Source organism: Streptomyces sp. PA03-5A, from assembly GCF_033792725.1.
GTDB lineage: Bacteria > Actinomycetota > Actinomycetes > Streptomycetales > Streptomycetaceae > Actinacidiphila.
In genome coordinates this window covers 281,585-306,753 of record NZ_JARAVL010000007.1, presented here as the reverse complement: position 1 = coordinate 306,753, position 25,169 = coordinate 281,585, and the positions used below count along the sequence as shown (strand labels likewise).

The 25,169-nt window shown below is 75.1% G+C and carries 23 protein-coding genes and 1 pseudogene; 9 read left to right on the top strand and 15 right to left on the bottom strand.

Annotation, left to right across the window (positions count from 1 at the left end):
• Nucleotides 1–184: AbrB/MazE/SpoVT family DNA-binding domain-containing protein (locus PV410_RS11345; protein WP_500323952.1), on the top strand; the 184-nt coding region annotated here is incomplete at its 5' end.
• A 15-nt stretch (nt 185–199) separates the two neighbouring features.
• On the opposite strand, the gene PV410_RS11340 is transcribed toward PV410_RS11345, so the two are convergent.
• Nucleotides 200–1,852 (bottom strand): amidohydrolase, encoded by a 1,653-nt coding sequence (locus PV410_RS11340; RefSeq protein ID WP_500323951.1) that lies wholly within the window; start codon nt 1,850–1,852, stop codon nt 200–202.
• Nucleotides 1,853–1,934: 82 nt separating this feature from the next.
• Complete coding sequence (locus PV410_RS11335; protein ID WP_500323950.1) at nt 1,935–3,452, bottom strand: APC family permease; 1,518 nt, start codon at nt 3,450–3,452, stop codon at nt 1,935–1,937.
• Between the two features lie 144 nt (nt 3,453–3,596).
• Between PV410_RS11335 and PV410_RS11330 the strand changes: the two genes are divergently transcribed.
• Entirely contained in the window at nt 3,597–4,316 is a 720-nt protein-coding gene (locus tag PV410_RS11330; RefSeq protein WP_500323949.1) for a TetR/AcrR family transcriptional regulator, read from the top strand.
• Nucleotides 4,317–4,349: 33 nt separating this feature from the next.
• Nucleotides 4,350–5,336 (top strand): NAD-dependent epimerase/dehydratase family protein, encoded by a 987-nt coding sequence (locus PV410_RS11325; RefSeq protein WP_500323948.1) that lies wholly within the window; start codon nt 4,350–4,352, stop codon nt 5,334–5,336.
• 40 nt (nt 5,337–5,376) lie between these two features.
• Here the strand turns inward: PV410_RS11325 and PV410_RS11320 are convergent, their stop codons facing one another.
• The 6 genes from PV410_RS11320 to PV410_RS11295 are packed head-to-tail and all read right to left on the bottom strand — an operon-like array spanning nt 5,377 to nt 12,199.
• Nucleotides 5,377–6,543 carry a vWA domain-containing protein gene (locus PV410_RS11320; protein ID WP_500323947.1) on the bottom strand — a complete coding sequence of 389 codons (1,167 nt, stop codon included), beginning with the start codon at nt 6,541–6,543 and terminating at the stop codon, nt 5,377–5,379.
• Between the two features lie 34 nt (nt 6,544–6,577).
• Nucleotides 6,578–7,477 (bottom strand): AAA family ATPase, encoded by a 900-nt coding sequence (locus PV410_RS11315; protein ID WP_500323946.1) that lies wholly within the window; start codon nt 7,475–7,477, stop codon nt 6,578–6,580.
• Nucleotides 7,467–8,426: an XdhC family protein gene (locus tag PV410_RS11310; protein WP_500323945.1), complete on the bottom strand. Its 960-nt coding sequence runs from the start codon at nt 8,424–8,426 to the stop codon at nt 7,467–7,469. Before PV410_RS11310 ends, PV410_RS11315 begins: the two co-directional genes overlap by 11 nt.
• 8 nt (nt 8,427–8,434) lie before the next feature.
• Nucleotides 8,435–10,807, bottom strand: a complete 2,373-nt coding sequence (locus tag PV410_RS11305) for an aerobic carbon-monoxide dehydrogenase large subunit (protein WP_500323944.1) — start codon at nt 10,805–10,807, stop codon at nt 8,435–8,437.
• On the bottom strand, nt 10,804–11,325 hold the full coding sequence (locus PV410_RS11300) for a (2Fe-2S)-binding protein (RefSeq protein ID WP_500323943.1): 522 nt from the start codon (nt 11,323–11,325) through the stop codon (nt 10,804–10,806). The genes PV410_RS11305 and PV410_RS11300 overlap by 4 nt, the downstream gene beginning before the upstream one ends.
• A 1-nt stretch (nt 11,326) precedes the next feature.
• Nucleotides 11,327–12,199 (bottom strand): FAD binding domain-containing protein, encoded by an 873-nt coding sequence (locus tag PV410_RS11295; protein ID WP_500323942.1) that lies wholly within the window; start codon nt 12,197–12,199, stop codon nt 11,327–11,329.
• Nucleotides 12,200–12,315: 116 nt separating this feature from the next.
• Here PV410_RS11295 and PV410_RS11290 point away from each other — a divergent pair, with 116 nt between their 5' ends.
• Nucleotides 12,316–13,275, top strand: a complete 960-nt coding sequence (locus tag PV410_RS11290) for a LysR family transcriptional regulator (protein ID WP_500323941.1) — start codon at nt 12,316–12,318, stop codon at nt 13,273–13,275.
• A gap of 98 nt (nt 13,276–13,373) precedes the next feature.
• Nucleotides 13,374–14,030, top strand: a complete 657-nt coding sequence (locus PV410_RS11285) for a maleylpyruvate isomerase N-terminal domain-containing protein (protein ID WP_500323940.1) — start codon at nt 13,374–13,376, stop codon at nt 14,028–14,030.
• A 91-nt stretch (nt 14,031–14,121) separates the two neighbouring features.
• Here PV410_RS11285 and PV410_RS11280 read toward each other — a convergent pair whose 3' ends face one another.
• Nucleotides 14,122–14,907, bottom strand: coding sequence for a tyrosine-protein phosphatase (locus PV410_RS11280; RefSeq protein WP_500323939.1), 786 nt, complete (start codon nt 14,905–14,907; stop codon nt 14,122–14,124).
• 133 nt (nt 14,908–15,040) lie between these two features.
• On the opposite strand from PV410_RS11280, the gene PV410_RS11275 reads away from it, so the two are divergent.
• The 3 genes from PV410_RS11275 to PV410_RS11265 all read left to right on the top strand — a co-directional run bounded on the left by PV410_RS11275 (nt 15,041) and on the right by PV410_RS11265 (nt 18,431).
• Complete coding sequence (locus tag PV410_RS11275) at nt 15,041–15,817, top strand: enoyl-CoA hydratase-related protein (RefSeq protein WP_500323938.1); 777 nt, start codon at nt 15,041–15,043, stop codon at nt 15,815–15,817.
• A gap of 142 nt (nt 15,818–15,959) precedes the next feature.
• Nucleotides 15,960–17,411 (top strand): MDR family MFS transporter, encoded by a 1,452-nt coding sequence (locus PV410_RS11270; RefSeq protein WP_500323937.1) that lies wholly within the window; start codon nt 15,960–15,962, stop codon nt 17,409–17,411.
• Nucleotides 17,412–17,921: 510 nt separating this feature from the next.
• Nucleotides 17,922–18,431 (top strand): GNAT family N-acetyltransferase, encoded by a 510-nt coding sequence (locus PV410_RS11265; protein ID WP_500323936.1) that lies wholly within the window; start codon nt 17,922–17,924, stop codon nt 18,429–18,431.
• 107 nt (nt 18,432–18,538) lie between these two features.
• On the opposite strand, the pseudogene PV410_RS11260 reads toward PV410_RS11265, so the two are convergent.
• The 5 genes and pseudogenes from PV410_RS11260 to PV410_RS11240 form a co-directional block, all read right to left on the bottom strand.
• Nucleotides 18,539–19,306: pseudogene (locus PV410_RS11260) on the bottom strand (lysylphosphatidylglycerol synthase transmembrane domain-containing protein); the annotation flags it as partial.
• A 59-nt stretch (nt 19,307–19,365) separates the two neighbouring features.
• Nucleotides 19,366–20,235 carry a methyltransferase domain-containing protein gene (locus PV410_RS11255; protein ID WP_500323935.1) on the bottom strand — a complete coding sequence of 290 codons (870 nt, stop codon included), beginning with the start codon at nt 20,233–20,235 and terminating at the stop codon, nt 19,366–19,368.
• On the bottom strand, nt 20,232–21,356 hold the full coding sequence (locus PV410_RS11250) for a glycosyltransferase family 4 protein (protein WP_500323934.1): 1,125 nt from the start codon (nt 21,354–21,356) through the stop codon (nt 20,232–20,234). The genes PV410_RS11255 and PV410_RS11250 overlap by 4 nt, the downstream gene beginning before the upstream one ends.
• Nucleotides 21,353–21,751 (bottom strand): 6-pyruvoyl trahydropterin synthase family protein, encoded by a 399-nt coding sequence (locus PV410_RS11245; RefSeq protein ID WP_499515282.1) that lies wholly within the window; start codon nt 21,749–21,751, stop codon nt 21,353–21,355. Before PV410_RS11245 ends, PV410_RS11250 begins: the two co-directional genes overlap by 4 nt.
• Before the next feature lie 24 nt (nt 21,752–21,775).
• Nucleotides 21,776–22,756 (bottom strand): zinc-dependent alcohol dehydrogenase, encoded by a 981-nt coding sequence (locus PV410_RS11240; RefSeq protein ID WP_500323933.1) that lies wholly within the window; start codon nt 22,754–22,756, stop codon nt 21,776–21,778.
• A 116-nt stretch (nt 22,757–22,872) separates the two neighbouring features.
• Between PV410_RS11240 and PV410_RS11235 the strand changes: the two genes are divergently transcribed.
• Nucleotides 22,873–23,679, top strand: a complete 807-nt coding sequence (locus PV410_RS11235; protein ID WP_500323932.1) for a CDP-alcohol phosphatidyltransferase family protein — start codon at nt 22,873–22,875, stop codon at nt 23,677–23,679.
• Nucleotides 23,680–24,368: 689 nt separating this feature from the next.
• Here PV410_RS11235 and PV410_RS11230 read toward each other — a convergent pair.
• Entirely contained in the window at nt 24,369–25,052 is a 684-nt protein-coding gene (locus PV410_RS11230) for a RibD family protein (protein WP_500323931.1), read from the bottom strand.
• Nucleotides 25,053–25,169: the final 117 nt, after the last annotated feature.

The window sequence follows — 25,169 nt, the reverse complement described above, 5'->3', positions numbered from 1 at the left end:
CACCAGCGTCGACGACGAAGGCCGCACCACCGTCCACGCCAGCGAGTACGCCACCGTCGACCGCTCCGGACGCCTCCAGCTCCCCCGCGACTACACCCAGGCCCTCGACATCCGCAGCCGCGTCATGCTCGAACTCGAACCCGACCACATCGCCGTCCGCCCCGACCACGCTGCGGAGGACTGACCGGCCCGCGGGCGCCTACGCGTCTTGCGCCGCGTAGACCCGCTCGCCACCCACGAAGGTCTGCAGTACCCGCGTCGCGGCGATCTCCGCGGGCGGCCCGGCGAAGGGGTCGCGGTCGAGGACGACGAGGTCGGCGAGCTTGCCCGGGGTGAGCGTGCCGGTGTCATCGAGGTGGTTCACGTACGCGCTCCCCGCGGTGTAGGCGGCGATGGCGGCGGCCAGGTCGACGCGCTGCTCCGGCAGGAAGACGGGGGTGCCGTCCGGGGCGTCCGGGGTGCGGCGGTTGACCGCGACGTGCAGGGCCTGGAACGGGTCGGGGCTGCTGACCGGCCAGTCGCTGCCGGCGGCGAGCGTCACGCCGGAGCGGAGCAGATCACCGAACGGGTACTGCCGGGCGGCCCGTTCGGGACCGAGGAACGGCAGCGTGAGTTCGTCCATCTGCGGCTCGTGGGCGGCCCACAGCGCCTGGACGTTCGCGGCGGCGCCCAGCGCTCGGAAGCGGCCGACGTCGTCCGGGTGGACGACCTGCAGATGGGCGAGGTGGTGCCGCGTGTCGCGGAAGCCGTTGGCCGAACGGGCCGCCCCCACCGCGTCCAGCGCCTCACGGACGGCCCGGTCGCCGAGGGCGTGGAAGTGCACCTGGAAGCCGAGCGCGTCCAGTTCGGTGACGTGCTTCGCCAGCGCCGCCGGGTCCACGAAACTGATGCCGCTGTTGGCGGAGGCGCAACCGCAGGCGGTGAGGTAGGGGCCGAGCAGCGCCGCCGTCCCGTTCTCCGCGATGCCGTCCTGCATGATCTTGACGCTGGTCGCGCGGAAGCGGCCCCGGCTCACGGCGGCCCGCCGTTCGAGGAGTTCGGGGATCTGCTCGGCGCCGCGCGCCCGGTCCCACCACAGGGCACCCACGACGCGCGCGGTGAGCAGCCCGTCGGCGATCAGGGCGTGGTAGGCGGACACCGGGTCGGTCATGTTCGCGTAGTCGCCGACGATGGCGTCCTGCCAGGCGGTGACACCCAGGGAGTGCAGCACGCGCTGCGCACGCAGCAGCGCGGCGGTCCGCTCGCCCGGGGTGACCGGCGGCAGGAGCCGGCCGACGAGGTGGAGGGCGCCCTCCTGGAGCATCCCGGTGGGGTTGCCGTCGGCGTCGCGCTCGATGCGGCCGTCCGCGGGGTCGGGGGTGTCCCGGGTGATCCCGGCGAGTTCCAGGGCACGGGAGTTGACCCAGGCCCCGTGGTGGTCCCGGTTGGGCAGGAAGACCGGACGGTCGGCGACCACACCGTCCAGGAGCGCGGCGGTGGGGGTGCCGCCGGGGAAGGCGTCCAGCGACCAGCCACCGCCGGTGATCCACTCGGCGCCGGGATGCCGGTCGGCGTACGCGCGGACGAGCCGCAGGTACTCCCGCGCCTCGTGGGCCTCCGCGAGATGGCACTGGCCCAGCTCGATGCCGGCGCCGAGCGGGTGGACGTGGGCGTCCTGGAAACCGGGCAGCAGCATCTTCCCGGCCAGGTCCACGACCTCGGTGCCGGGCCCGATCAGCTCCCGTACCTCGTCGTGGCCGACGGCGGCGATGCGGCCGTCGCGCACCGCCACCGAGGTGGCCCGGCCGAGGACGGGGTCGACGGTGTGCACCGGGCCGCCGGTGAGGACGAGGTCGGCGTGCGGGTGGGACATCGCGTGCGCTCCAGGGGCAGGGGTCGCGGGGGGCTTCGGACTTCGGACTTCGGGCTTCGGGCTTCGGGCTTCGGGCAGTGCGTCAGACCGTCGTACGGTCCATCGGCAGGGTCAGGGCGTCCGCGTCCGTGCCGCGGCCGGTGGCGAAGTAGGGAGAGCGTCGCAGGTACTTGGCGCAGGCGGCCATCACCAGGCCGGCCAGGACGATCCCGCCGGGCAGCGCGAGCATGAACCAGCCGTTGCCGGGGCTGAGTTCGAAGTGGTCGCTCATCGTGGCGTACGAGTGGCCGAGGTAGCAGCCGGCGCCCAGGAGCACCGCGCCCGACAGGCCGGGCACCACCACGGACAGCGGCGCCTCGCGGGCCCCGGCCCGCAGCGCGCCACGGAAACGGACCGCGCAGGCGACCGCGGTCAGGCCGTAGTAGAGGGCCACGAGCAGCCCGACGGAGTTGACCGCCGCCAGCAGCATGTCGTTGAGCCGCGGGATGGCCATCGCCAGCAGGGCGATGACGGCGGCGACCGCCATCACCAGGACGGTGCCCACGGCGGGCGTACCGAAGCGCGGGTGGATCCGGGTCCAGACGGGCCCCATCGTGCGGTCCCGTCCCATGGCCAGCATGCCGCGGGCGGTGGGGATCACCGAGGACTGCACGGAGGCCACGGCCGAGAACATCAGCGCGAGCAGCGGCAGGCTCGCCCACGGCTCGCCGGCGAGCTTCGCACCGAGGTGAGGCAGCGCCTGCGGGCCGTTCTCGATCAGCTCCGGCAGGCTCATCTCACGCTGGAAGGCCACGGAGGCGAAGAGGAACATGCCGAGCATCGCGACCAGGGCGATCGTGCCGCCGCGCGCGGAGTCACCGACGTCACGGGTCTCCTCGTTGACGCTGAACGCCGCGTCCCAGCCCCAGAAGAAGAACACCGCGAGCACCAGGCCCTGGGCGAAGGCCGTGCCGTCGTGCACGGCGAACGGGTCGAACCAGGACGCCCGCACCGCGTGACCCCCGCGCAGGAACGCCAGGCCGCAGAAGACGAGGAGGACGGCGTACTCGAAGACCAGCAACCCCGCCTGCAGCCGGGTCGCGCCCCGCACCCCCGTGACGGCCAGGACGGTGACACCGGTGAGGACCACCAGGCCCAGCACGGTGCTCACCGCGGTCGACCCCGGGTCCAGGGCGAGCCCCGCGACCTCGGTGAGCCCCGCCTTGTTCGCGAACGCCAGGATCACCGAGCCGGTGATGGCGCTGGTGTACGCCATGAAGACCACGGAACCGGCGAGGGTCACCCAGCCGGTCAGGAAACCGGGCCACGGTCCCAGGGTCGCGCCGACCCACGTGTAGCCGTTGCCGCAGTTCGGCTCGGAGCGGTTGAGCCGGGCGTACGCGGTCGCGATGCCGAGCACGGGCAGGAACGCCAGCAGCAGCACCACCGGCGCCTGCAGTCCGACGGTCGCGGCCAGCGCGCCCATGCCGACGCCGATGCTGGTGGTGGCCGCAGTGCTGGAGGCGGCGATGGCGACGCCGTCGACGACACCCAGCGAACGGCGCAACTGGGCGGGGGATCTGGCGGGTCCGGGGGCGGAGGCGGGTCCGGTGGTCGACATCTGTGGCTCCTCTGAGGGAGGACGGACGGGGAAGAGCCGCGCGGGGTTGTGATGAAACAACCCGCGTTCACCTACCGTCAATGGTGTTGACATAAGGCTGCCGGGCCCCTTCACTGTGCGCGACGCCGACAGAAGGGCCCGCCCATGACCGCCGCCACCGGCGACCGCGTCCCCCGGGAACGCAAGCGCCGCCGCCCCACCCGCTCGGGCGTCCTGCTGTCCGCCCCGCTCATCGTCGACACCGCCCTGCGCCTCATCGGCGAACACGGCCCCGAGGCACTGAGCGTCCGCCGCCTCGGCGCGGCCCTCGGCTGCGACCCCAGCGCGGTCTACCGCTACTTCCACAACACCGACGACCTGCTGCTCGCCGTCGCCGACCGCATCATCGGCGACGCCATGGACGGCTTCACTCCCGGCGACGACTGGCAGGCCTCCCTGCGCGACATGGCCGTACGGGTCCGCGACGGATACCTCGCGCACCCCCGCGCCGCCGCCATGGCCTCGTACCGGATCACCCGCCGCGAACACGAGTTCCGCGCCGTGGAGGCGGGCATCGGCATCCTGCTGCGGGCGGGCTTCGCACCCGACAGCGCCGTCCCCCTCTACCTGGCGTTCATCGACACCGTCCTCGGCCACGCCGCCCTCGACGCCGCCCACCTCGCGCTGCCGCGCGCCCAGCGCGAGGCCGACCGGCGCGCCTGGACCCAGGAGTACCGCTCCGCGACGGTCGACCCACAGGCCTTCCCCGCACTGTCCGCCGTCCGCGGCCACCTGCACCTGATGGCCGGCAGCTCCTTCGGCACCGCCGTCGACCTCATGCTCACCGCCCTCGCCGCACGATTGCGCCCACAGCGTGATCGCTGACGCCCGGCCGCACCGCGGGGCACAGTGGCCGGTATGAAGCTGCTGACCCTGGGTGGAACCGAATTCGTGGGACGCGCCGTCGTCGAGGACGCGCTCGAGCGGGGCTGGGAGGTCACGGTGTTCCACCGCGGCCGGCACCAAGCACCGCCCGGCGCCACCGTGCTGCTCGGGGAACGCGGCACCGAAGGCGGCCTCGCCGCCCTCGCGCACGGCGAGTGGGACGCCGTCGTCGACACCTGGTCCGGCGCACCGGCCGCCGTACGGGACACCGCCCGCCTCCTGGCCGGCCGCGCCCGGACGTACGCCTACGTCTCCAGCCGCTCCGTCTACACCTACCCCGCCCCCGCCGGACTCGACGAGGACGGACCCGTCGTGGACACCTCCCCCGGCGACGGACCCGACGTCGACTACGCACGCGCCAAGCGCGGCGGCGAACTCGCCGCGACCGAGTCCTTCGGCGACCACGCCCTGCTGGCCCGCGCCGGCCTCATCCTCGGCCCCTACGAGAACATCGGCCGCCTCCCCTGGTGGCTCACCCGCGTCGCCCGCGGCGGCCCCGTCCTCGCCCCCGGCCCCCGCGACCTCCCCCTGCAGTACGTCGACGCCCGCGACCTCGCCGCATGGATCCTGGACGCCGCGGAATCCGGCCTCGGCGGCGCCTACAACCTCGTCAGCCCGCCCGGGCACACCACCACCGGCGAACTCCTGGCCGCCTGCGCCGCGGTGACCGGCTCCGACGCCGAACTGCGCTGGACGGACCCGGAGACGGTCCTGGCCGCGGGCATCGAGCCCTGGACCGAACTGCCGGTCTGGCTCCCCCCGGGCGAGCTCTACGACACGCTCCACACCGCCGACGTCTCCCGTGCCCTCGCCACCGGACTGCGCTGCCGCCCCGTCGCCGAGACCGTCGCCGACACCTGGGAGTGGCTGCGCTCGCTGGGCGGCACGGCACCCCAGCGCCCCGACCGGCCCACCGTGGGCCTCGCCCCGGAGAAGGAGGCCAAGGTGCTGGGCGGTTGAGTCCCACCGCCCGGCACCGGCACCCGTGCACAGCCCTGCGTCACGCCTGCCCCGCGCCGCGACGACCCCCCGGCGCGGACAGCGCGGCGGCGAAGTCGCCCAGGGCCGCCAGGTCATGGGCGCTGACCACGGCGTCACAGTACGGCAGCGCCGCGGCCATACCGCCCACGAGCGGACGGTAACGGGGGCTGGCGGTACGAGGGTTGACCCACACGACACGGAAGGCCACCCGGGCGAGCGCCGCCATGTGCCGGGCGAGGACGGCGGGGTCGCCGGTGTCCCAGCCGTCCGAGACGATCACCACGACGGCGCCGCGGGCCATGCCACGGCGTCCGTACCGTTCGTTGAACTCCCCCAGGCACGCCGCGATCCGCGTGCCCCCCGACCAGTCCGGCGCCGTACGCCCGGCGCGCGCCAGCGCGTCGGAGGGCAGGCCGGGCCGCCGCAGGACGGGGGTCAGCCGGGTGAGCCGGGTGGCGAACGTGAAGACCTCGGCCCGCGCGCCGCGCGACGCGCAGTAGAGCAGCTGCAGCATCGCCCGGGCGTACGGCTCCATCGACCCCGAGATGTCGCAGAGGACGACCAGGCCGCGGCGGCGGGGCCGCGGCACGAAGCGGCGCAGCCGCAGCGGGTACCCGCCCGTGCGGCGCCCGGCGGCGAGGGTGCGGCGCAGGTCGATGCGGTCTCCGTGGTGCGCGGGCCGGCGCCTGCGGGACGGACGGAGCGGGGTGTTCAGCACGATCGCGCGCATCGCCCGGGCCAGGAGGGCGAGCTCGTCCTCGGTCAGCTCCGCGAAATCCCGGGTGGCGAGCCGGTCGGCGGGGCTGGCCGTGGTCGGTGCCCCGACCTCGCGCGCCCGCCCCGGGGTGTCCTCCGCGGGCCGCCCGGCACCACGCCGTGGGGCGGCACGGCCGGCCCCGGCGGGCGACCGCGGCGGGTCGCCCCGCTGCCCCCGTGCGACCGGGTGCCCGGGACCCTCACCGCCGAACACCTTCCGGAACACGGCGTCGAACGCCGGGATCTGCTCCGGGTCCGCCACCAGCGTGGCCAGGGCACAGTGCCGCAACTGCGGCGTCGTCACCGGAGCCAGCACGGTCACCGCCCGCGCGAACCGCGCGGCCCTGTCCGGTCCCACCGGTATCCCCGCCCGCCGCAGGGCCTCGCCGAGCGCGGCCACCACCTCCGCCAGCCCTGGTACCGGAGCCATCTCGACCCTCGCATTACTTGCGTCGCCTCCGGGCTCATGCATCGCTGTCCACCAGGTGCGCGAGACCCTCGGCGCGGACCGCGGCGAGGTCCTCGGCGTACTTGAGGACCGCGCCGAGGGTGCGGTCGGCCGCGTCCGCGTCGAACGAGGTGAGACCCAGCGCACGCAGCGCGGCCGCCCAGTCGACGGCCTCGGCGATGCCGGGCGGCTTGGTGAGCCGGTGGTCGGCGCGCAGCCGGTCCACCGCGCCGGCCACGCGGGAAGCCAGCCACTCCCCCGCGCCGGGGACGCGGCGCCGGATGACGGCGGCGACGCGCTCCGTGTCCGGGTACTCGATCCAGTGGTAGAGGCAGCGCCGCTTCAGCGCGTCGTGCAGGTCACGGGTGCGGTTGGAGGTCAGGACGGCGACGGGCGGCAGCGTGGCGGTGCGCGTGCCGAGCTCGGGGACGGTGACGGCGGCGTCGGCCAGCAGCTCCAGCAGGAAGGCCTCGAACTCGTCGTCGGCGCGGTCCACCTCGTCGATCAGCAGGACCGCCGGCCGCGGCCCCGGATGGGTGATGGCGGCGAGCAGGGGCCGCGGCATCAGGAAGTCCTCGGTGAACAGGTCGGCGTCGCGCAGGGGTTCGCCCCGGGACTCGGCGAGCCGGATCGCGAGCAGTTGGCGCGGGTAGTTCCACTCGTACAGCGCCTCCGCGGCGGACAGCCCCTCGTAGCACTGGAGGCGGATCAGCGGGGTGTCGAGGACGGTGGCCAGGGCGCGGGCCGCCTCGGTCTTGCCGACGCCCGGTTCGCCCTCGAGCAGGATCGGCTGGCGCATGCGGACGGCGAGCAGCAGGGCCGTGGCGAGCGCGTCGTCGGCGAGGTAGTCGGCGGCGTCGAGCCGGGCGCGCAGGGCGGGGACGTCGGGGACGAGGGCGTCGGGGTCAGGAGGCATGTGCGTAGCGGGTGGGGTCGTCGGTGTAGGCGTGCCGGCAGCCGGGGCCGCAGAAGTAGACGGCTCCGCCGCCCTGCCCCGTCAGCGCGACGGTGCCGGGGGTGACGGCGACGGTCATGCCGCACACCGGATCCACGGCCTCCGCGACGGGCCGCGGGGACGCCGCGGGCTCGCCCGCGCCGGGGTGGCCGCCAGGGCGGGCGGCGGGGCGCGGTCGTACCGCGATGACCTCGGCGTACACCGACACGGCGATCTCCGCCGGGGTCCGGGCCCCGATGTCCAGCCCCGCCGGGGTGTGGACGCGGGCCCGCTCCTGCGGCGTCAGCCCGAGCCCGGCGAGGACGGCGGCGCCGCGCCGGGGGCTGGCGACGAGCCCGACGTACGGGACCCCCGCGCGCACCGCCGCGGCCAGCGAGGCCTCCTCGTCACGGCCGTGCGAGGCGATCACGACGGCGTCCAGGTCGCCGGGCAGCGGGGTCCCGGGTTCCGCGGGCCTGGCGTCGTAGCCGAGGGCCCGGCCGACGTCGAGCAGGGAGCGGGCGATCGGCGCGTGGCCCAGCACGTGCACCAGCAGGGGGGGCAGATGGGCCTCCAGGAAGATGTCGAGGGTCCCGCCGGACTGGCACGGGTTGGCGACGGTGACCAGGCCCTCGCCTTCCGCCCCGCCCCCGTCCGCCCCGCGCTCGGCCGCGCCCTCCGCGCCGCCGGGGGTGATCCGCAGCAGCACCGACTCCCCGGTCTCCAGCAGGCGCAGCCCCTGCAGTTGCACGGTCGACTCGGCGCAGACGCCGCCGACGAAGCCCTCCACGGTGCCGTCGGGCAGCACCAGCGCGCTGTCGCCGGGCTTGGCGCTGGTGGGGCGCTGCGCGCGGACGACCGTGGCGAGGACGAACGGGGTGCGGCCGTGCCGCAGTTGGTCCGCGCGGTTGAGCAGTTCCGTACTCGTCATCGGGGGCCTCAGGTGATCGCCAGGTCGCTGCGGAACGGCCGTCCCCGTGCGGCCCGCCAGACCGCCGCCGGGGTCAGGGGCATGTCGATGTGGCGTACCCCGAGCGGTCGCAGGGCGTCGACGACGGCGTTGACGACGGCGGCGGGCGAACCCACGGTGGCGGACTCCCCGACGCCCTTGGCGCCGATCGGGTGGTGCGGCGACGGGGTGACGGTCTCGCCGAGCTCCCAGGAGGGGCATTCGACGGAGGTGGGCAGCAGGTAGTCCATGAAGGACCCGCCGAGGCAGTTGCCGTCCTCGTCGAAGGCGATCACCTGCATGAGCGCCATGCCGAGCCCGTCGGCCAGGCCGCCGTGCACCTGCCCCTCGACGATCATGGGGTTGATGCGGTTGCCGCAGTCGTCCACCGCGATGAAGCGCCGCACCTTGACCTGCCCGGTGCCGGCGTCGACGTCGGCGACGCAGATGTAGGCGCCGAAGGGGAAGGTGAGGTTGGGCGGGTTGTAGACGCAGGTCGCATCCAGGTGTCCCTCCACGCCTTCGGGCAGTTCGAGGCTGGAGTGCGCGGCGAGCGCGATCTCGGCCATCGTGCGGCCCTGGTCGGGGTCGCCGGTGACGAACCAGCGGCCCTTGGTCCACTCCAGGTCGTCCGGGCTGACCTCGAGCATCGCCGAGGCGACCAGCCGGGCCCGTTCGCGGACCTTGCGGGCGACCAGCGCGGCGGCCGCGCCGGACACGGGGGTCGAGCGGGAACCGTAGGTGCCGAGCCCGAAGGGCGTCTGGTCGGTGTCGCCGTGCACCACCTCGATGTCCTCGGGCGGGATGCCCAGTTCCTCGGCGACGATCTGCGCGAACGTCGTCTCGTGGCCCTGCCCCTGGGTCTGCACGGAGATCCGCAGCACGGCCTTGCCGGTGGGGTGGACGCGCAGTTCCGCGCCGTCGGCCATGCCGAGGCCCAGGATGTCCATGTGCCGCCGCGGGCCCGCGCCGACGGCCTCGGTGAAGAAGCTGACGCCGATGCCCATGAGTTCGCCGCGCCCGCGCCGGTCGGCCTGCTCGCGGCGCAGGTCGTCGTAGTGCGCGAGGTCCATCGCGAGCCGCAGGGCCCGTGGGTAGTCACCGGAGTCGTACTCCCAGCCGGTCTTGTTCCGGTACGGGAACTGCTCGGGCCGCAGCAGGTTGCGCATCCGCAGTTCGGCGGGGTCGGTGCCGAGTTCGGCCGCGAGCACGTCGACCATGCGCTCCACGAGGTAGACGGCCTCGGTGACGCGGAAGGAGCAGGCGTAGGCGACGCCGCCCGGCGCCTTGTTGGTGTAGACGCCGGTGACCTCGCAGTGCGCCGCCTCGATGTCGTACGAGCCGGTGAAGACGCCGAAGAAGCCGGCGGGGAAATGGGTGGGCTGGGCGGTGGCGTTGAAGGCGCCGTGGTCGGCGACGACCTTCACGCGCAGGCCCAGGATCCGCCCGTCCGAGGCCGCCGCCATCTCCCCGTGCATGTGGTAGTCGCGGGCGAAGGAGGTGCTCATCAGGTTCTCCGAGCGGTCCTCCATCCACTTGACGGGCTTTCCGGTGACGAGGGAGCCGACGACCGCGCACACGTACCCGGGGTAGATGCCGACCTTGTTGCCGAAGCCGCCGCCGATGTCCGGGGAGATGATGCGGATCTTGTGCTCGGGGATGCCGGACACCATGGCGTACAGGGTGCGGTGCGCGTGCGGGGCCTGGGTGGTGGACCACACGGTGAGCTTGCCGGTGACGGCGTCCATGTCGGCGACGGTGCCGCAGGTCTCCAGCGGGGCGGGGTGCACCCGGGGGTAGAGCATGTCCTGCGTGACGACGAGGTCGGCGCGGGCGAACACCTCGTCGGTGCGCTCCTTGTCGCCCGCGGACCAGTCGAAGACGTGGTTGTCGGTCTGGCCCTCCTTGTCGTCGCGGATCAGCGGCGCGTCGGGGTCGAGCGCCCTGCGGGCGTCGACGACGGGCGGCAGCGGGTCGTACTCGACGTCGATCAGCTCGAGGGCGTCGCGGGCCGCGTAGCGGTCCTCGGCGACGACGAAGGCGACCTCCTGCCCCTGGAAGCGCACCTTGTCGGTGGCGAGCACCGCCTGGGTGTCGTACGAAAGGGTCGGCATCCAGGCAAGTCCCAGACCGGCCAGGGTCCGTCCGGTGATCACGGCCTTGACCTTCGGGTGCGCCTCGGCGGCGGAGGTGTCGACGGACACGATCCGCGCGTGCGCCAGCGGGCTGCGCAGGACGGCGCCGTAGAGCATGCCGGGCAGCCGTACGTCGTCGACGTAGGTGCCGTGGCCGCGGACGAAGCGGGCGTCCTCCTTGCGGGTCATCCGCCCGAAGCCGACCGGCCGCTCCCCGGTGGTGGTCATGTCCGCACCTCCTCACGGCCGGAGGCCTCCTGCGCCGTCCCTTCGGCGGGTCGCGCGGTGCGGCCCTGCTCGGCGGCCCAGCGGATGGCGCGCACGATGTTCTCGTAGCCGGTGCAGCGGCACATCTGGCCGGAGATGGCCTCCCGGATGTCCTCCTCGGAGGGGTCGGGGTCGTGGTCGAGCAGCCAGCGGGCGGTCATCATCATGCCGGGGGTGCAGAAGCCGCACTGCAGTCCGTGGCAGGCGACGAACCCCTGCTGGACGGGGTCGAGTTCCGCCCCGTCGGCCAGGCCCTCGACGGTGCGGACCTCGTGGCCGTCGGCCATCACCGCCAGCACCGTGCAGGACTTGACGGGCGCGCCGTCCAGCCAGACGGCGCAGACCCCGCAGTTGGAGGTGTCGCAGCCCCAGTGGGTCCCGGTGAGGCCCAGCTCGTCGCGGAGGAAGTGCACGAGCAGCAGCCGGGGTTCGACGTCCCGGGTGTACCGCTCGCCGTTCACGGTGACCGTGATCTGCATGTCAGCCCTCCTGCCCGTGGGCGCGGGCGGCCGCGGCGCGCAGCGCCCGCACGGTGAGCTCGGCGGCGAGGTGCCGCTTGTAGTCGACGGGGCCGCGCTGGTCGGCGGAGGGGCGGCACTCCTCCCCCGCGATCCGGCCGGCCTCGGTGAACCGCTCCTCGCCCGGCGGTCCCCCGCGCAGGTACCGCTCGGCCTCCTCGGCGACGAACCGGGGCGCACCGACGGCGGTCAGCCCGATGCCCGCCTCGGTGACCAGGCCCGCCGACAGTTCCAGGACCGCGGCCGCGGCGGCGACCGCCCAGTCACCGGCTCGGCGCTCCACCTTGCGGTAGGCGCTGGCGTGCGAGCGGATCGGCACCCTGATCTCCAGCAGCAGCTCCGCCTCGCCGAGGACGGTCTCGTACGGGCCGATGAAGAACTCCCGCACCGGCACGGCCCGCCGGCCGTCCGGCCCCTGGGCTACCAGGGTCGCGCGCAGCGCGCAGAACGCGGCGGACAGGTCCTCGGACGGATCGGCCTGGCACAGCGAGCCGCCGACCGTGCCGCGGTTGCGCACGAGCGGGTCGGCGATCATCCGCTCCGCGTCGCGCAGGACGGGGAAGTGCTCGCCGACCACGGCCGAGGCCAGCAGGTCGGCGTGGCGGACCATGGCGCCGACGGCCAGTTCACCGCCGTCCACCCGGATGCGGGTCAGCTCGTCGAGGCCGTTGATGTCGATCAGCGCCTCCGGCTGGGCGAGCCGCAGCTTCATCATCGGCAGCAGGCTGTGCCCGCCCGCCACCACGCGGGCCTCGGGCCCGTACCGGGTGAGCAGCTCGATGGCGTGCTCGACGCCGGTCGCCCGCGCGTACTGGAACGTGGCCGGAACCTGCATGGCGCCCTCCTGGTCCGGGCGTTCCCCCTGTGCCGCGATGCTGCGCCTCGCCGCCGCGCCGGTGCAATGGGCCGATAAGGCTTCACTTATCGGGGTGAAAGGGAGAAAATCGAAGGGTGACCGTGACACAGCTCAGCACCTTCGTGCTGGTGGCCCGGCTCGGTTCGGTCACCGCCGCGGCGCGGACGCTGAACGTGAGCGAGTCCGCCGTGTCGCAGTCGCTCGGCGCGCTGCGCGCGCACTTCGGCGACCCCTTGATCCGGCGGGCGCCGGGCGGCGGGATGCGGCTCACCCCCGCGGGCGCGCGGCTGCTCCCGGTCGCCTCGCGCATGGTCGCGCTGAGCGCGGACGCGGAGGCCGCGGTGCGGGCGGCGCAGGGCGGGCCCGACGAACTGCGTGTGGTGGCCGCGGGCACGCTCGCGGAGTTCGTGCTGCCGTCACTGACGGAGGCCTTCGCCGAACGGACGGGCCGCCGCATCGACACGTCCTTCGGCACCGCCACCACGAGCGAGATGCGGGCGCTGGTGGAGCACCGCCTGGCCGATGTGGCACTCGGCCCCGACCTGGGTGCGGTGCGCGGCGGAGGGCTGATCGGCGAGCCCGTCTTCCGGGCCCTGCTGGTCGCGGTGACCGGACCCCGGGCACCCCGGCCGGCGGGACCGCCGTCCCGCTGGACGTGGCTGGTCGACGCCTCCGGCACCGACCCCGGCGCCGACACGGGCCGCCTGCTGCGCAGGCTGCGGGTGCCGGAACCCCGCGTCCGGGTCTTCCCGCACCAGACCGCGGCCTGGGACGCCGCCGCGGAGGGCGCGGGCGTGGCGCCCGCGGTGGCGCACCTGGTCACCCCGCGCCTGCGGCGCGACGAGCTGCGCCTCCTCGACACCCCGGCCACCCCGGCGGACGCCACCTGGTACGCCACCGTCCTGCCCCCCGGCTTCCGCTCCCCCGCGACCGACGTCTTCCTCCACTTCCTCCACACCGCCGTCGCCACCCGCATCATGGGCGCCCCCGGCACCGGCATCACCCCGTCCCGCTTCCGCCCCGCCATCCACGTCACGCTCTGGCCCACCGCCTGACCCCGCCCCGGGCATGCGGCGCGGACTCCCGGACCGGCCCAGGTCCGGGGGGCCGGTGACCCATGGGAGGGGCCTTTCGGCCGCGGTACGCTCCTGCCATGTCCCGATCAGCCGATGCCGGCCCCTCCCGGTCACCCGTCACCGCGGACGACCTCGACCTCGCCGTGCAGCTCGCGGTGGCGGTCCTCCGCGAGGCGCCCCCGGCTGCTTGGGAGGGCAAGGCCGGTTCGCTGGAATGGGACTGCTGGGAGACCGTCGAGCACCTCAGCGACGACCTCTTCGCCTACGCGGCACAACTGGGCCCCAGGACACCGCCCTTGGACGGCGAGGTGCCCTTCGTATGGGAGAGCCGGCGGCCCGGCGGCCCGGCGAACGCGATTCACGCGAACCGCGCGGCGGGGCCCGCCGGTCTGCTGCAGGTCCTGGAAGCGAGCGGGGCGCTGCTGGTCGCCATGGTGCGCACGACGCCACCGCAGACCCGCGCTCACCACGTCTTCGGCGTCTCGGACCCCGAGGGGTTCGCCGCGATGGGGATCGTGGAGACGCTTGTGCACACGCACGACCTGGCACAAGGGCTCGATCTCGTATGGAGCCCGCCTGCCGATCTGTGCTCCCGGGTGCTCGCCCGGCTGTTTCCGCACGCGCCGTCGTCCACGGATTCCTGGTCCACCCTCTTGTGGGCCACCGGACGCGCCGACCTGCCCGGACACCCTCGTCCCACGTCGTGGCGCTGGGACGGCACGCCCCGGGCATAGGCCGTGCCCGAGGGCACGACCGCGCTCGGCCCCCACCGGACCCACACCGCGGCACCCCGGAACCGGGGCGCGCCCGCACGAACGGCAGCGGTCAGTGCGGGGCCGGGGTGACCAGGACTTCCTTCAGACGGGTGAGTTCCGCCGCCGTCAGGCCGCGGTCGCGCAGCCAGGGGCCCGCACCGCCGTGCCCGGTGCGCAGGACGTCCAGGAAGCGGTGCATGACGCGCGGTTCCGAGGCCATGAAGGCGTGCTCCACGGCGGGCAGGTCACGGTAGGACGGGAAGCGGGCCAGGCGGGCGCGGATGCGGACGACGCGCTGTGCGGTGAGCGCGTAGTCGGCGGCGATGGCGGGGGCGGGCACGCCCACCGCGTCGAGCAGGAGGGCCGCGAGGACACCGGTGCGGTCCTTGCCGACGGCGCAGTGGAAGACGACGGCGTGCTGGTCGGTGTCGGCGACGACGCGCGCCGCGGCGACCAGCGACTCCCCGCTGCCGTCGAGCAGTCCGAGGTAGAAGCCGGTCGCGTCGCCGTCGTCCGCGGTCGTCGCCGGGACGGCGTCGGTGACCAGCGCGCGTACCCGGCTGACCGGCAGGTTCATCCGGCGCACCGCGGCGTCCGCGAGCAGGCCGTGCCCCTCGCGGGCCGCCTCGTCCGGGCCGCGCAGGTCGAGCACGGTACGCAGCCCGTAGCGGCCGAGCAGCAGTTCGACGTCGCCGGCCGTGGCCTCCTGGAGGGTGCTGGCCCGGAACACCACACCGCGCCGGGTCGTGCCCCCGCCCCGCACCGGCAGACCGCCGAGGTCGCGGATGTTGTCCACCTCCGCCAGCTCGAGCCAGCGCGGCGTCTCACCGGTCGCTCCGTCCCGCGTCGTCTCCAAGGCGCCCTCCTCGTAAAGCCCCTGGCCATCGTGCCGTGCGCGGCCGCCCCGGTCCACCGGCGACCGCCGCCCCGGGGATATCGTCACCTGATCCCGGGGACTCCCCGCCGACCACCGACCGGAGGTGCCCGCCATGGCCCAGCTCGAGCCGCCCGTGGAGCCGTCGGTGCGGACGGAGCGGCACGGCCGCGTCCTGGTGGTCCGGATGTGCCGTGCGCACAAGCGCAACGCCGTGGACCGGCACCTGGCCGAGGCGCTCGACGCGGCGTTCAACACCCTGGAGGACGACCCGGAGCTGTGGGCCGGGGTGCTCACCGGCTCCGGCGGGGTCTTCAGTGCGGGCAGCGATCTGAACGCCATCGGCGACTACGTCACCGAGCGCGGCGGCGAGTACGGGCTGATCCGCCGTCACCGGCGCAAGCCGCTGGTCGCCGCCGTCGAGGGCGCCGCCCTGGGCGGCGGGATGGAACTGGTCCTCGCCTGCGACCTGGTGGTGGCCGCGGCGACCGCCCGTTTCGGGCTGCCGGAGGTCCGGCTCGGCCTGGTGCCCACGTGTGCGGGCCTGTTCCGCGGCCCACGCGCGCTGCCCGTCAACCTGGCCAGGGAGATGGTGCTGACCGGCGACCCCGTCGACGCCGCGCGGGCGCACGCCGCCGGGCTGGTCAACCGGGTCACCGCTGAGGGCGGGGCGCTCGCGGGCGCGCTCGAACTCGCCGCGCGCGTCTGCGAGAACGCACCGGTCGCGGTCCAGGCGAGCCTGGTGGCGATGGACGCATGGCTGTCCGGCTCCGACGGACCCGGCTGGCGGGCCACGGAGGAGGCGACCCGCACCGTGATGGCCTCCGAGGACCGGCACGAGGGCGTCGCGGCGTTCCTGGACCGGCGCCCGCCCCGCTGGACCGGCCGCTGAGCCCCGGTAACCGGCGGATACACGCACGCGGGTGACTCCGGCGTGCGCCACGCCGGGGACCGGGCTTACCTGGAAGCCGTGACCGGTGTCGTCCGGACGCGGTCCGCCGCGCAGGAGGCGCCCCCGAGCGAGGAGCTTCCTTTTGGCACGCAGGATTCCGCCGACCACCGCGGTCGCCGTGGTGTTCGTCGCCGCGCTGTTCATGGCGATCATGGACACCACCATCGTCAACGTCGCCGTACCGGCCATCGGTGAGGACTTCGGCGTGCCGGCCTCCGGGCTGGGCGGCGTCAACATCGGCTACCTGGTCAGCCTGGCGGTCTTCATCCCCGTCGCCGGCTGGCTGTCCGACCGGTACGGCACCCGCAGGGTGTTCCTCGCCGCGCTGGTCGCCTTCACCGCGGCATCGGCGCTGTGCGCGATGTCGACCAGCCTCGAACAGCTCACCCTCTACCGGATCCTGCAGGGCGCCGGCGGCGGTCTGCTGGTCCCGGTCGGCCAGACCATGCTGTTCCGGGCGTACCCGCCCGCGGAACGGATCAAGGCGCAGCGCGCGCTGATGGTGCCCACCGCGATCGCCCCGGCCGTGGGCCCGGTGCTGGGCGGCTGGCTGTGCGACGCCGTGTCCTGGCACTGGGTCTTCCTGGTCAACCTGCCGGTCGGCGCCGCGGCCGTGGTCTTCGGTCTGCTCTTCCTGCCGGACTACCGGCTGGAGCGACCCGGCCGCTTCGACCTCGTCGGCTTCCTCCTGGCCGGCGGCGGGCTGTCGCTGACGCTGTACGCGCTGACCAACGGCGCCAAGGACGGCTGGGGCACCGCGGGCATCCTCGTGCCGCTGCTCGTGGGGCTCGCGGCGCTGGGCGCGATGGTGCTGGTGGAACGGCGGATCACGATGCCGATGCTGGACCTGGAGCTCTTCCGGGACCGGCTGTTCCGCGCGAACACCGTCGTGATGTTCCCGCTCAGCGCGGTCTTCCTCGGCACGGTGTGGCTCTACCCGATGTTCCTCCAGGAGGCGCTGGGCTTCAACGCCTTCGAGAGCGGCCTGGCCACCTGGCCGGAGGCCGTGGGCGTGATGGCCGCCGCGCAGATCGCCCCGCGGCTGTACCGGCGGATCGGGCCGCGGTGGCTCATGGTGGGCGGTTCGGCCGGCATGGGCGTGTGCGTGGCGGTGATGACCGGGTTCACGACGGCCACCTCGCCGTGGGTGCTGCGCGGGGTGCTGTTCGTCCTGGGCTACTGCATCGGGCACGTGATGATGTCGGCGCAGAACGCCGCCTTCGCCACGATCCCCCCTCCCTCGACGGGGCGGGCGGCGACCGTGTTCAACATGCAGCGGCAGCTGGGCGGTGCCTTCGGGACCGCGCTCATCGCCACGCTCCTCACCGCGGTCGGCACCACCACCGTGGCGGCGGGCGGCACCACGACGGCCAACCTGGGCGCGTACCACGCCGGCTTCGTGCTCTGCACGGGCCTGGCCCTGATCTCGGCGGTCGCCGCGCTCTTCGTCTCCGACAAGGACGCCCTGCGCGTCGAGAGCCCCCGCCCGGGCCGCCACGCCCGCCCCGACGCCGCCGCCTCGCCGGCCACCTGACCGCGTGCCACGGGTGCCCCGCAGGCTGCCGCCGTGTCGTCGCGGTGCGGGACCGTCCCGCGGCGCACCGGCGGCGCCTGACCGCCGATCAGGCTTCCGGGCAACGGCGGGAAGGCGTCCGGGCGCCGGCTCCAGCGCCCGCCCTGCGGGCCGCCGCCGGGTGCCGGTCCGTCACAGCTCGCGCCGGGCGCGCGGGCGGGCCACGGTCCCCGGGACCGACGGCACGGCCCTCCGGCTCCGGGGCACCGGGCCGGGACCACGTGCAGCCTTCCGGGGTGCGCGAGCACGGCAACCAGCAGCCGACGCAGCACCTCCGCCGAAGGCCGAGGGGCAAGGAAGGCCGAGCACCGGCCGGCGTCCTCCCGCTGCCGGGCACCGGCCGGTGCCCGGGGGCACCCCCGGCCGAAGGCCCGGGGGACTGTGCGACAGGGCTCAGCGGCACCCGCAGACCGGCGGCCGACGCCGAGTGCCCCGACATGCCGCCGCCGCGTCAGGCCCTAACATCGACCCATGCCTCGCCTGGAACGTCTCCGTGCCGACCACGCCACCGCGCTCCTGGAGTTCGAGCGGGCGAACCGCGCGTACTTCGCCGCGTCGATACCGGACCGGGGCGACGACTACTTCGCGTACTTCGACGCGCGGCACCAGGCGCTGCTCGCCGAGCAGGACGCCGGGTCCTGCCACTTCCACGTGCTGGTCGGCGCGGACGACGAGGTGCTGGGCCGGGTCAACGTGGTGGACGTGACGGACGGGTCGGCGGAGCTGGGGTACCGGATCGCCGAGAGCGCGGCCGGGCGGGGGCTCGCCACGGCCGCGGTTCACGAGGTGTGCGCCCTGGCGGCCGGGGAGTACGGGCTGACGACGTTGTGGGCGGTCACCACGCTGGACAACGCGGGCTCCCGCACGGTGCTGACCCGTACGGGGTTCGTGTCAGCCGGCACGGTCGAGCTGGCAGGCCGCCCCGGGCTCCGGTTCGTCCGCGCCCTGGGGGACGGCACGGCGCCGTCCTCCGCAGGCTGAACGCGGGCGGCGAGCGCGCGCAGGCCGGGGAGGGCGAGCACGGCGATCCCGGGGAGGCTGGAGACGAGGGTGAGCACCCCGTAGACGACGGCGGTCGCAAGGCCCTGCGTCGCGCCCAGCCCGGCCGCGCCGAAGGCGAGCGTCGCGGCGGCCTCACGCGGGCCCCAGCCGCCGATGTTGACGGGCAGTCCCATCACGAGCAGGGCCAGGACGAGCGGCGGCACGAGCGTGGTGACCGGTGCCGACGAGCCCGCGACGCGGGCCGCGACCACGAACAGGGCGATGTGGCCGGCGAATCCCGCCGCGGACAGCGCGACCACGCCCGGCCAGGTGCCGCGGGCGAGCAGTCCGCTGCGGACGTCGGCCAGCCCGGTGGCCAGGGCCCGCCGGCCCCTGGCGCCGCGCCGCCACAGCAGCCATCCGCCGAGCACCACGACGGCCAGGAGCACGCCGGCCGTGACCTCCGCGGCGGCCCGGCCCGGCACGAGGTCCCCGGCGATGGCCGTGACCAGGGCGGGTCGGGTGAGCAGGACGGCCGCGCCGAGCGCGAGGACGACGACCTGCCCGCCCACCCGTTCCAGGACGACGGCGCGCACGCCGCGGCCGACGTCGCCGGAGTGCCTGCCGTGGCGGACCGCCCGGTCGACGTCGCCGAGGACGCCGGCCGGGAGCACCGCGTTGAGCAGCAGCGCCCGGTAGTAGTCGGACACGGCCCGGGCCATCGGGAGCCGCAGGCCGAGCCGGCGGGCGACCAGGCACCAGCGCCAGGCGCTCGTGACGGTGGTGAACAGGCCGATCGCGAGGGCCGCGAGGACGGCGGGGCCGTCGACGACCCGCAGGCCGTCGACGAACGCGCCGGTGCCGAGCCGCCACACGAGGGCGGCGAGGATGCCCGCGCCGATCAGCAGCCGCAGCCAGGCCCACAGTCGTTGCCTCACCGGGCGTCACCTCCGGGCAGGGCGAGCAGGTCGCCGTGGCCGACGACGGCGGTCAGCCGCCCGGCCGCGCAGTCTACGAGCCGTCGGCGCAGGTAGGGCTCCGCAAGGGCGGCCAGGCCGGGTTCCTGCTCGACGGCGGCGCCCACCCAGCCGCGCAGCCACTCGGCGGTGAGCGCGGACCGGTCCGCGCCGAGCCGCCACGGGCTGGGACGGGTCGTGACGGTGGCGCCGTACCGGGTGAACGCCCGGCCGGCTGCGTCGAGGGCGTCGGGGCCCAGTAGTGCGCGGCCGCCGGCCGTGCGCCGCTGGTGCGCGTTGAAGGCGGCGCTGATCTCCGCGTCGAGCGGGTCGGCGGGCCCGAGTTCGACCTCGCCGACCACCGAGAGACCGAGGAGCACGGGCACTCCTGCGGCGGTGCAGGTGGCGGCGAGGGCGTCGATCTCGGCAGCGGTGAGCAGGTCCAGCAGCGCGGAGGCGGTGACCAGCGAGGTCCCGGCGAGGTCGGCGGGGGTGAGCCGGGTGAGGTCGCCCTCGCGCGTCTCGGCGGTGACGGGACCGCCGCCCGCGGTGAGGCCGGAAAGGCTCGCCGCGGCCAGGTCGAGCAGGGCGGGGTCGTGGTCGTGCAGGATCCAGTGCTGCGGTCCGGGCAGTCGTCCGCTGAGCCAGCGGCCCATGGAGCCGGTGCCGCAGCCGAGGTCGCGGACGACGAGCGGGCCGGCGCCGGTGCCGCTGCCGGTGCCGCGGGACGCTCCCGCGAGGTGCTCGCGGAGCGGGCCGAGCAGGTCCGCGGCGCGGGCCGCGGCGTCGGCGTCCTCGCGCAGCGCGAGCCAGTGCGGTGTGAAGGGGGCGGTGTCGGACGTGGTCATCGGGTTCCCTCCCGCAGCAGTTCCAGTACCGCGTCCATGTGCCGCGCGGCGTGCTCCCAGCCGTGCAGCGTCTCGCGCCGCCGGCGGGCCGCCGTGCGCAGCCGGCCGCGCAGGTCGGCGTCGTCGAGCCAGCGGCGGAGCGCCGCGGCGAGTTCGGTGGTGTCGTCCGGGGGGACGAGGAGGCCGGGCGGTGTGCCGTCCGGTGCCAGGCCGAGGGCGTCGGGCACTCCCCCGGCGGCGGTGGCCAGTACGGGTGTGCCGCGCATCAGGGCCTCGGTGACGACCATGCCGAAGGTCTCGGCGCGGGACGGCAGGACGAGCAGGTCGGCGGCGGCGTACTCGGCCGCGAGGGGTTCGCCGGTGAGCGGGCCGGTGAGGTGCACGCGGTCGTCGAGGCCGTGCCGGCCGATCAGCGCGGTTACGCGTGCGAGGTGTTCGGGGTCGCGGCCGAACGGGCCCACGCAGCGACAGGTCCAGGTCAGGTCGGCGACGGCGGCGAGCGCCCCGGCCAGCAGGTCGTGGCCCTTGCGCGGGGTCAGCGAGGCGACGCACAGCAGCCGGGTGCCCTCCTGCGTGCCGGGCGCGAGCGGCGCGGGATCGGTGCCGGGGATGACGACGTGGACCCGGCCGGCGGGCAGCGCGTGCCGCTCGGCGATGCGCCGGGCGGCCCAGGGGCTGGTGGCGACGACCGCGGCGGCGGCCCGCAGGGTCTCGCGCTCCAGGGCGTCGAGTGCGCGGGCCGCGGCGGGGTCGAGGCCGGTCTCGTCGGCCAGGGGCAGGTGCACCAGGACGGCGGTGCGCAGCCGGCGCGTCTGCGGGACGACGATCTCCGGGACGCCGCAGGCCACGAGTCCGTCGAGCAGGACGACGGCGCCGTCCGGCACCGATGCGAGCGCCCCGGCCAGTGCCTGGCGGGCGGCGGTGTCCGGACGGGGCCACGTGCCCCGCACGGGGAGTTCCCGCAGCGGACGGCCCGCCGCCGCGAGGGTCTGGCTCAGGCGGCGGTCGTAGACGTTGCCGCCGCTGGGCGCGGTGGCGTCGTCGACGTCGCCCGGGAGGACGACGTACGCGGGGGCCGCCCCCGCCGGAGCGGGGGCGGCCGTGCGCGCGGGCGTGCTCACAGGGAACGCTCGTAGCTCGCCCAGGCGACGTGCGACTCGTGCAGCGTGACGGAGATGCCGGTCAGGCCGTGGGCGCCCTCGCCGAGCTTGCCCGCGGCCACGCGGTCGGCGAGCCGGTCGGCGATGACCTTCGCCAGGAACTCGGTGGAGGTGTTGATCCCGGCGAAGTCCGGATCGTCGTCGAGGTTGCGGTAGTTGAGCGCGGCGAGCACCGCGCCCAGTTCCTGGGTCGCCAGGCCGATGTCGACGACGATGTTGTCGGCGTCGAGCTCCTGGCGGCGGAACGTCGCGTCCACCAGGAACGTGGCGCCGTGCAACCGCTGCGCGGGTCCGAAGACCTCGCCGCGGAAGCTGTGGGCGACCATGACGTGGTCGCGGACGGTGATACTGAACACGCGAGGACAACCTTCCCCAAAGGCCTAACCGGGACGGTAGGCAATACGGTGACAGAGCACGGAACGTTCACCGCCTGCGATCTCCTTCATCAGCAGGGGCAGTTCCTCGAAGTCGCTCTCGCCGGTGACGAGGGCGTCGTAGACCGGGTCGGCGAGCAGGCGCAGGGCCAGTGCCATCCGGTCCGCGTAGGTGCGCCGGGTGCGGCGCGAGGGTGAGACGGTGCCGACCTGGCTGCTGCGCACGACCAGGCGGCGGGAGTGGAAGGCCTCGCCCAGCGGCAGGCTGACCCGCCGGTCGCCGTACCAGCTCAGCTCGACGACGGTGCCCTCCGGCTCCAGCAGTTCCAGGGCGCGGCCGAGCCCCGCCTCGGTGGCGCTGGCGTGGACGACCAGGTCGCAGCCGCCCTCCGCCGCGTCGGGGTGGGCGAAGCCGACGCCGAGCGCCTCGGCGACGGCGGCGCGGGAGGGGTCGACGTCGACCAGCTGCACCCGCACGCCCGGCACGCCGGCGAGGACGGCGGCGACGCTGGAGCCGACCATGCCGGCGCCGACCACGGCGATCCGGTCCCCGATCTGCGGGCCCGCGTCCCAGACCGCGTTGACCGCGGTCTCGACGGTGCCCGCCAGCACCGCCCGTCCCGCGGGGACGTCGTCGGGCACGGGCGTCACGGCGGTGGCCGGCACGACGTACCGGGTCTGGTGCGGGTAGAGGCAGAAGACGGTGCGGCCGAGCAGTTCGGGCGGCCCCTGTTCGACCACGCCCACGTTGAGGTAGCCGTACTTCACCGGCCCCGGGAACTCGCCGTCCTGGAACGGCGCCCGCATCGCCTGGTGCTGGCTCACGGGCACCCCGCCCCGGAAGACCAGGGTCTCGGTGCCGCGGCTCACCCCGGAGTACAGGGTGCGCACCAGGACCTCCCCCGGACCGGGTTCCGCCAGGGGGACCTCTCTGACCTCGCCCTCGCCGGGTTCTCGAAGCCAGAACGCACGCGCCGAACGCTCCACCGATTTCCTCCGTACTCCATGGCGGGCAACAGGCACCCGCCATCCGGGTGGTGCCGGGCCCGTACCGTACGCGGCTGTGCCGCACAGGCGACAAGCGGGGACGTCTCATGACCGTGATGACCGTTGGATCCGAGTTCCGTGGGGGCACCGCGGGGCGTGAGCAGGCCGGGGCGGCAGCAGCCCAGCTGGCGCTGCTCGCCGCGCTGTGGGCCACCGTGGGCCTGGACACCGTGGGCTGGCTGACCGGGACCGTCTACGCGGCGGGCACCTGGGCACTGCTGGCGGCGGGCCTGCGGCGGGCGGGTCGCCGCTCGCTGGGCCCGGCCGACCACGTCACCCTGGCCCGCACGGTGCTCGTCGGCGGCGTGACGGCCATGGTGGCGGGAGGCGTCGCTCACGGCGCGCCGCTGCTGACCGGGCTGACCGCGGTGGCCCTGGCCCTCGACGCGGTGGACGGCAAGGTCGCACGGCGTACGGGCACGTCGTCCGCCCTGGGCGCGCGCTTCGACATGGAGGTCGACGCCTTCCTGATCCTGGTGCTGAGCGCGCGGCTCGCCCTGACGCTGGGCCCGTGGGTGCTGGTGATCGGCGCCATGCGCTACGCCTTCGTGGCGGCGGCGTGGGTGCTGCCGTGGCTCAACGCCGCGCTCCCGCCGAGCTTCGCCCGCAAGACCGTTGCGGCACTGCAGGGCGTCGTCCTGCTCGCCGCCTGCTCGGGGCTCCTGCCCGCGGGGGTCTCGGCCGCCCTGACGGTGCTCGCGCTGGCCTCGCTGGTGTGGTCGTTCGGCCGCGACGTGCTCTGGCTGTGGCGCCACCGCCCGGCACCGCGCTCCGGGCCCGCCGGGGGCCTCGCGGGGGCGGGCGCGGCGGCGGAGGAGACCCGCGTGCTGGTCTCCTCCGCCGCGGGCGGCCGCACCTCCTGACCCGGCACATCCGTGGCCCCGGCGAGGTCCTCCCCGCCGGGGCCACGGGCCCGCGCCTGCGGCCGTGGACCGGCACGGCGCCGCGCCGCGGGGCGTCGGTCCCCTCGTGGCCTGTCCGGGACTCCTGCCCACCGGCGGCCGGACGTCCCGACTCGGCCCGTTCACGCTTCCCGCCGACGTCAGCCGCCGCCCGGGACCTGCGGGCCACGGGTATCAGCCCGGCCGACGGGCCCTCGAGTGCAGTGGCTTTCGAAGGCACCGCAGGCCGCGGTCCCCGCCGCCACCGGTCGGGGACACCGACGGTCCCGGGGCCATCGCGTCGGCGCCGCCGGTGTGATCGTTCGGCGGCGGCCATCGTGAGCGCCGGGCGAGCGCCACAGAGCACCCGCCCCTCCGGACCCTCGGCCGCGAGCGGCCGCACCTCCTGACCCGGCGCGTTCGGGCTCCCGCCGGCGTCACGCGCTGCCGGGGACCTCGGCCTGACGCGCGAGGAGCGGCGCGTCGCATCGCGCCTGGGCTCCGGACCCTGGAGAGCAGCCCGGTTCAGCAGAGCTGAAGGACACCAGGTCCCGCTCACGGCCCCTCCGCGGCCCGTGCCCGCCGGCGATCGGGCGTCGTCCTACCGCGTCGCCGGTCCGGGGGCCTCGGAGGGTCTGCGACCCCGAACGCGCCCCGCCCGTCCCGGGCGGTCAGGCGTCCTGACGCGGCAGGTAGCGCAGCAGCACCACGTCGCCGATCTGCCGGGTCTCCGCGAGCGTCATCCGGTGCTGGGGGCCCTGCGGGAAGACCGCGGGGTGCACCATGCGCGGGGCGTCGGCCTGGCCGACGAAGAACGGCGCGTACACCAGGTGGAGTTCGTCGACGAGTCCGGCGCTGAGGAACATGGTGTGGACGACTCCCCCGCCCTCCACCATGAGCCGTTCGACGCCGCGCCCGGCGAGGTCGGCGAGCAGGAGCCGGACGTCCAGCGGGTCGCCGGCGTCGACGACGGAGCAGACGTCCCCCAGGCGTTCGCGGAGGCAGTCGCTCGCGCAGGACGTGGTGTAGACGACCTTCTCGCACTCCCCGGTGGTGAAGAACCGGGCGCCGGGATCGAGTTTCCCGCTCTCCGTGACGGTGACCTTCACCGGGGTCGGCGGGAGCCCGGCGCGGACGCGCCGTTCGCGGCGCTCTGCGGAGCACACCAGCAGCCGCGGGTCGTCGGAACGTATGGTGTTGGCCCCGACGAGGATGGCGTCCACCCCGGAGCGGACCTCGTCGATCCGGTCGAAGTCCTCCTCGTTGGAGAGCAGCAGCCGGGTCGTGCTCGTGTCGTCCAGGCATCCGTCCAGCGAGGAGGCCACGGACATCAGTACGTACGGGCGCGATCTCATGGGGACACATTGCCGCACGGCGGCGTTCGCGGACGTGAAGCTTCCGTAAGTTAGGTGCCGGGGGCCGGATGGATGTAGGGTCCGCCGATCATCGTGCGGGCCTGGTCAGGGCCCGGT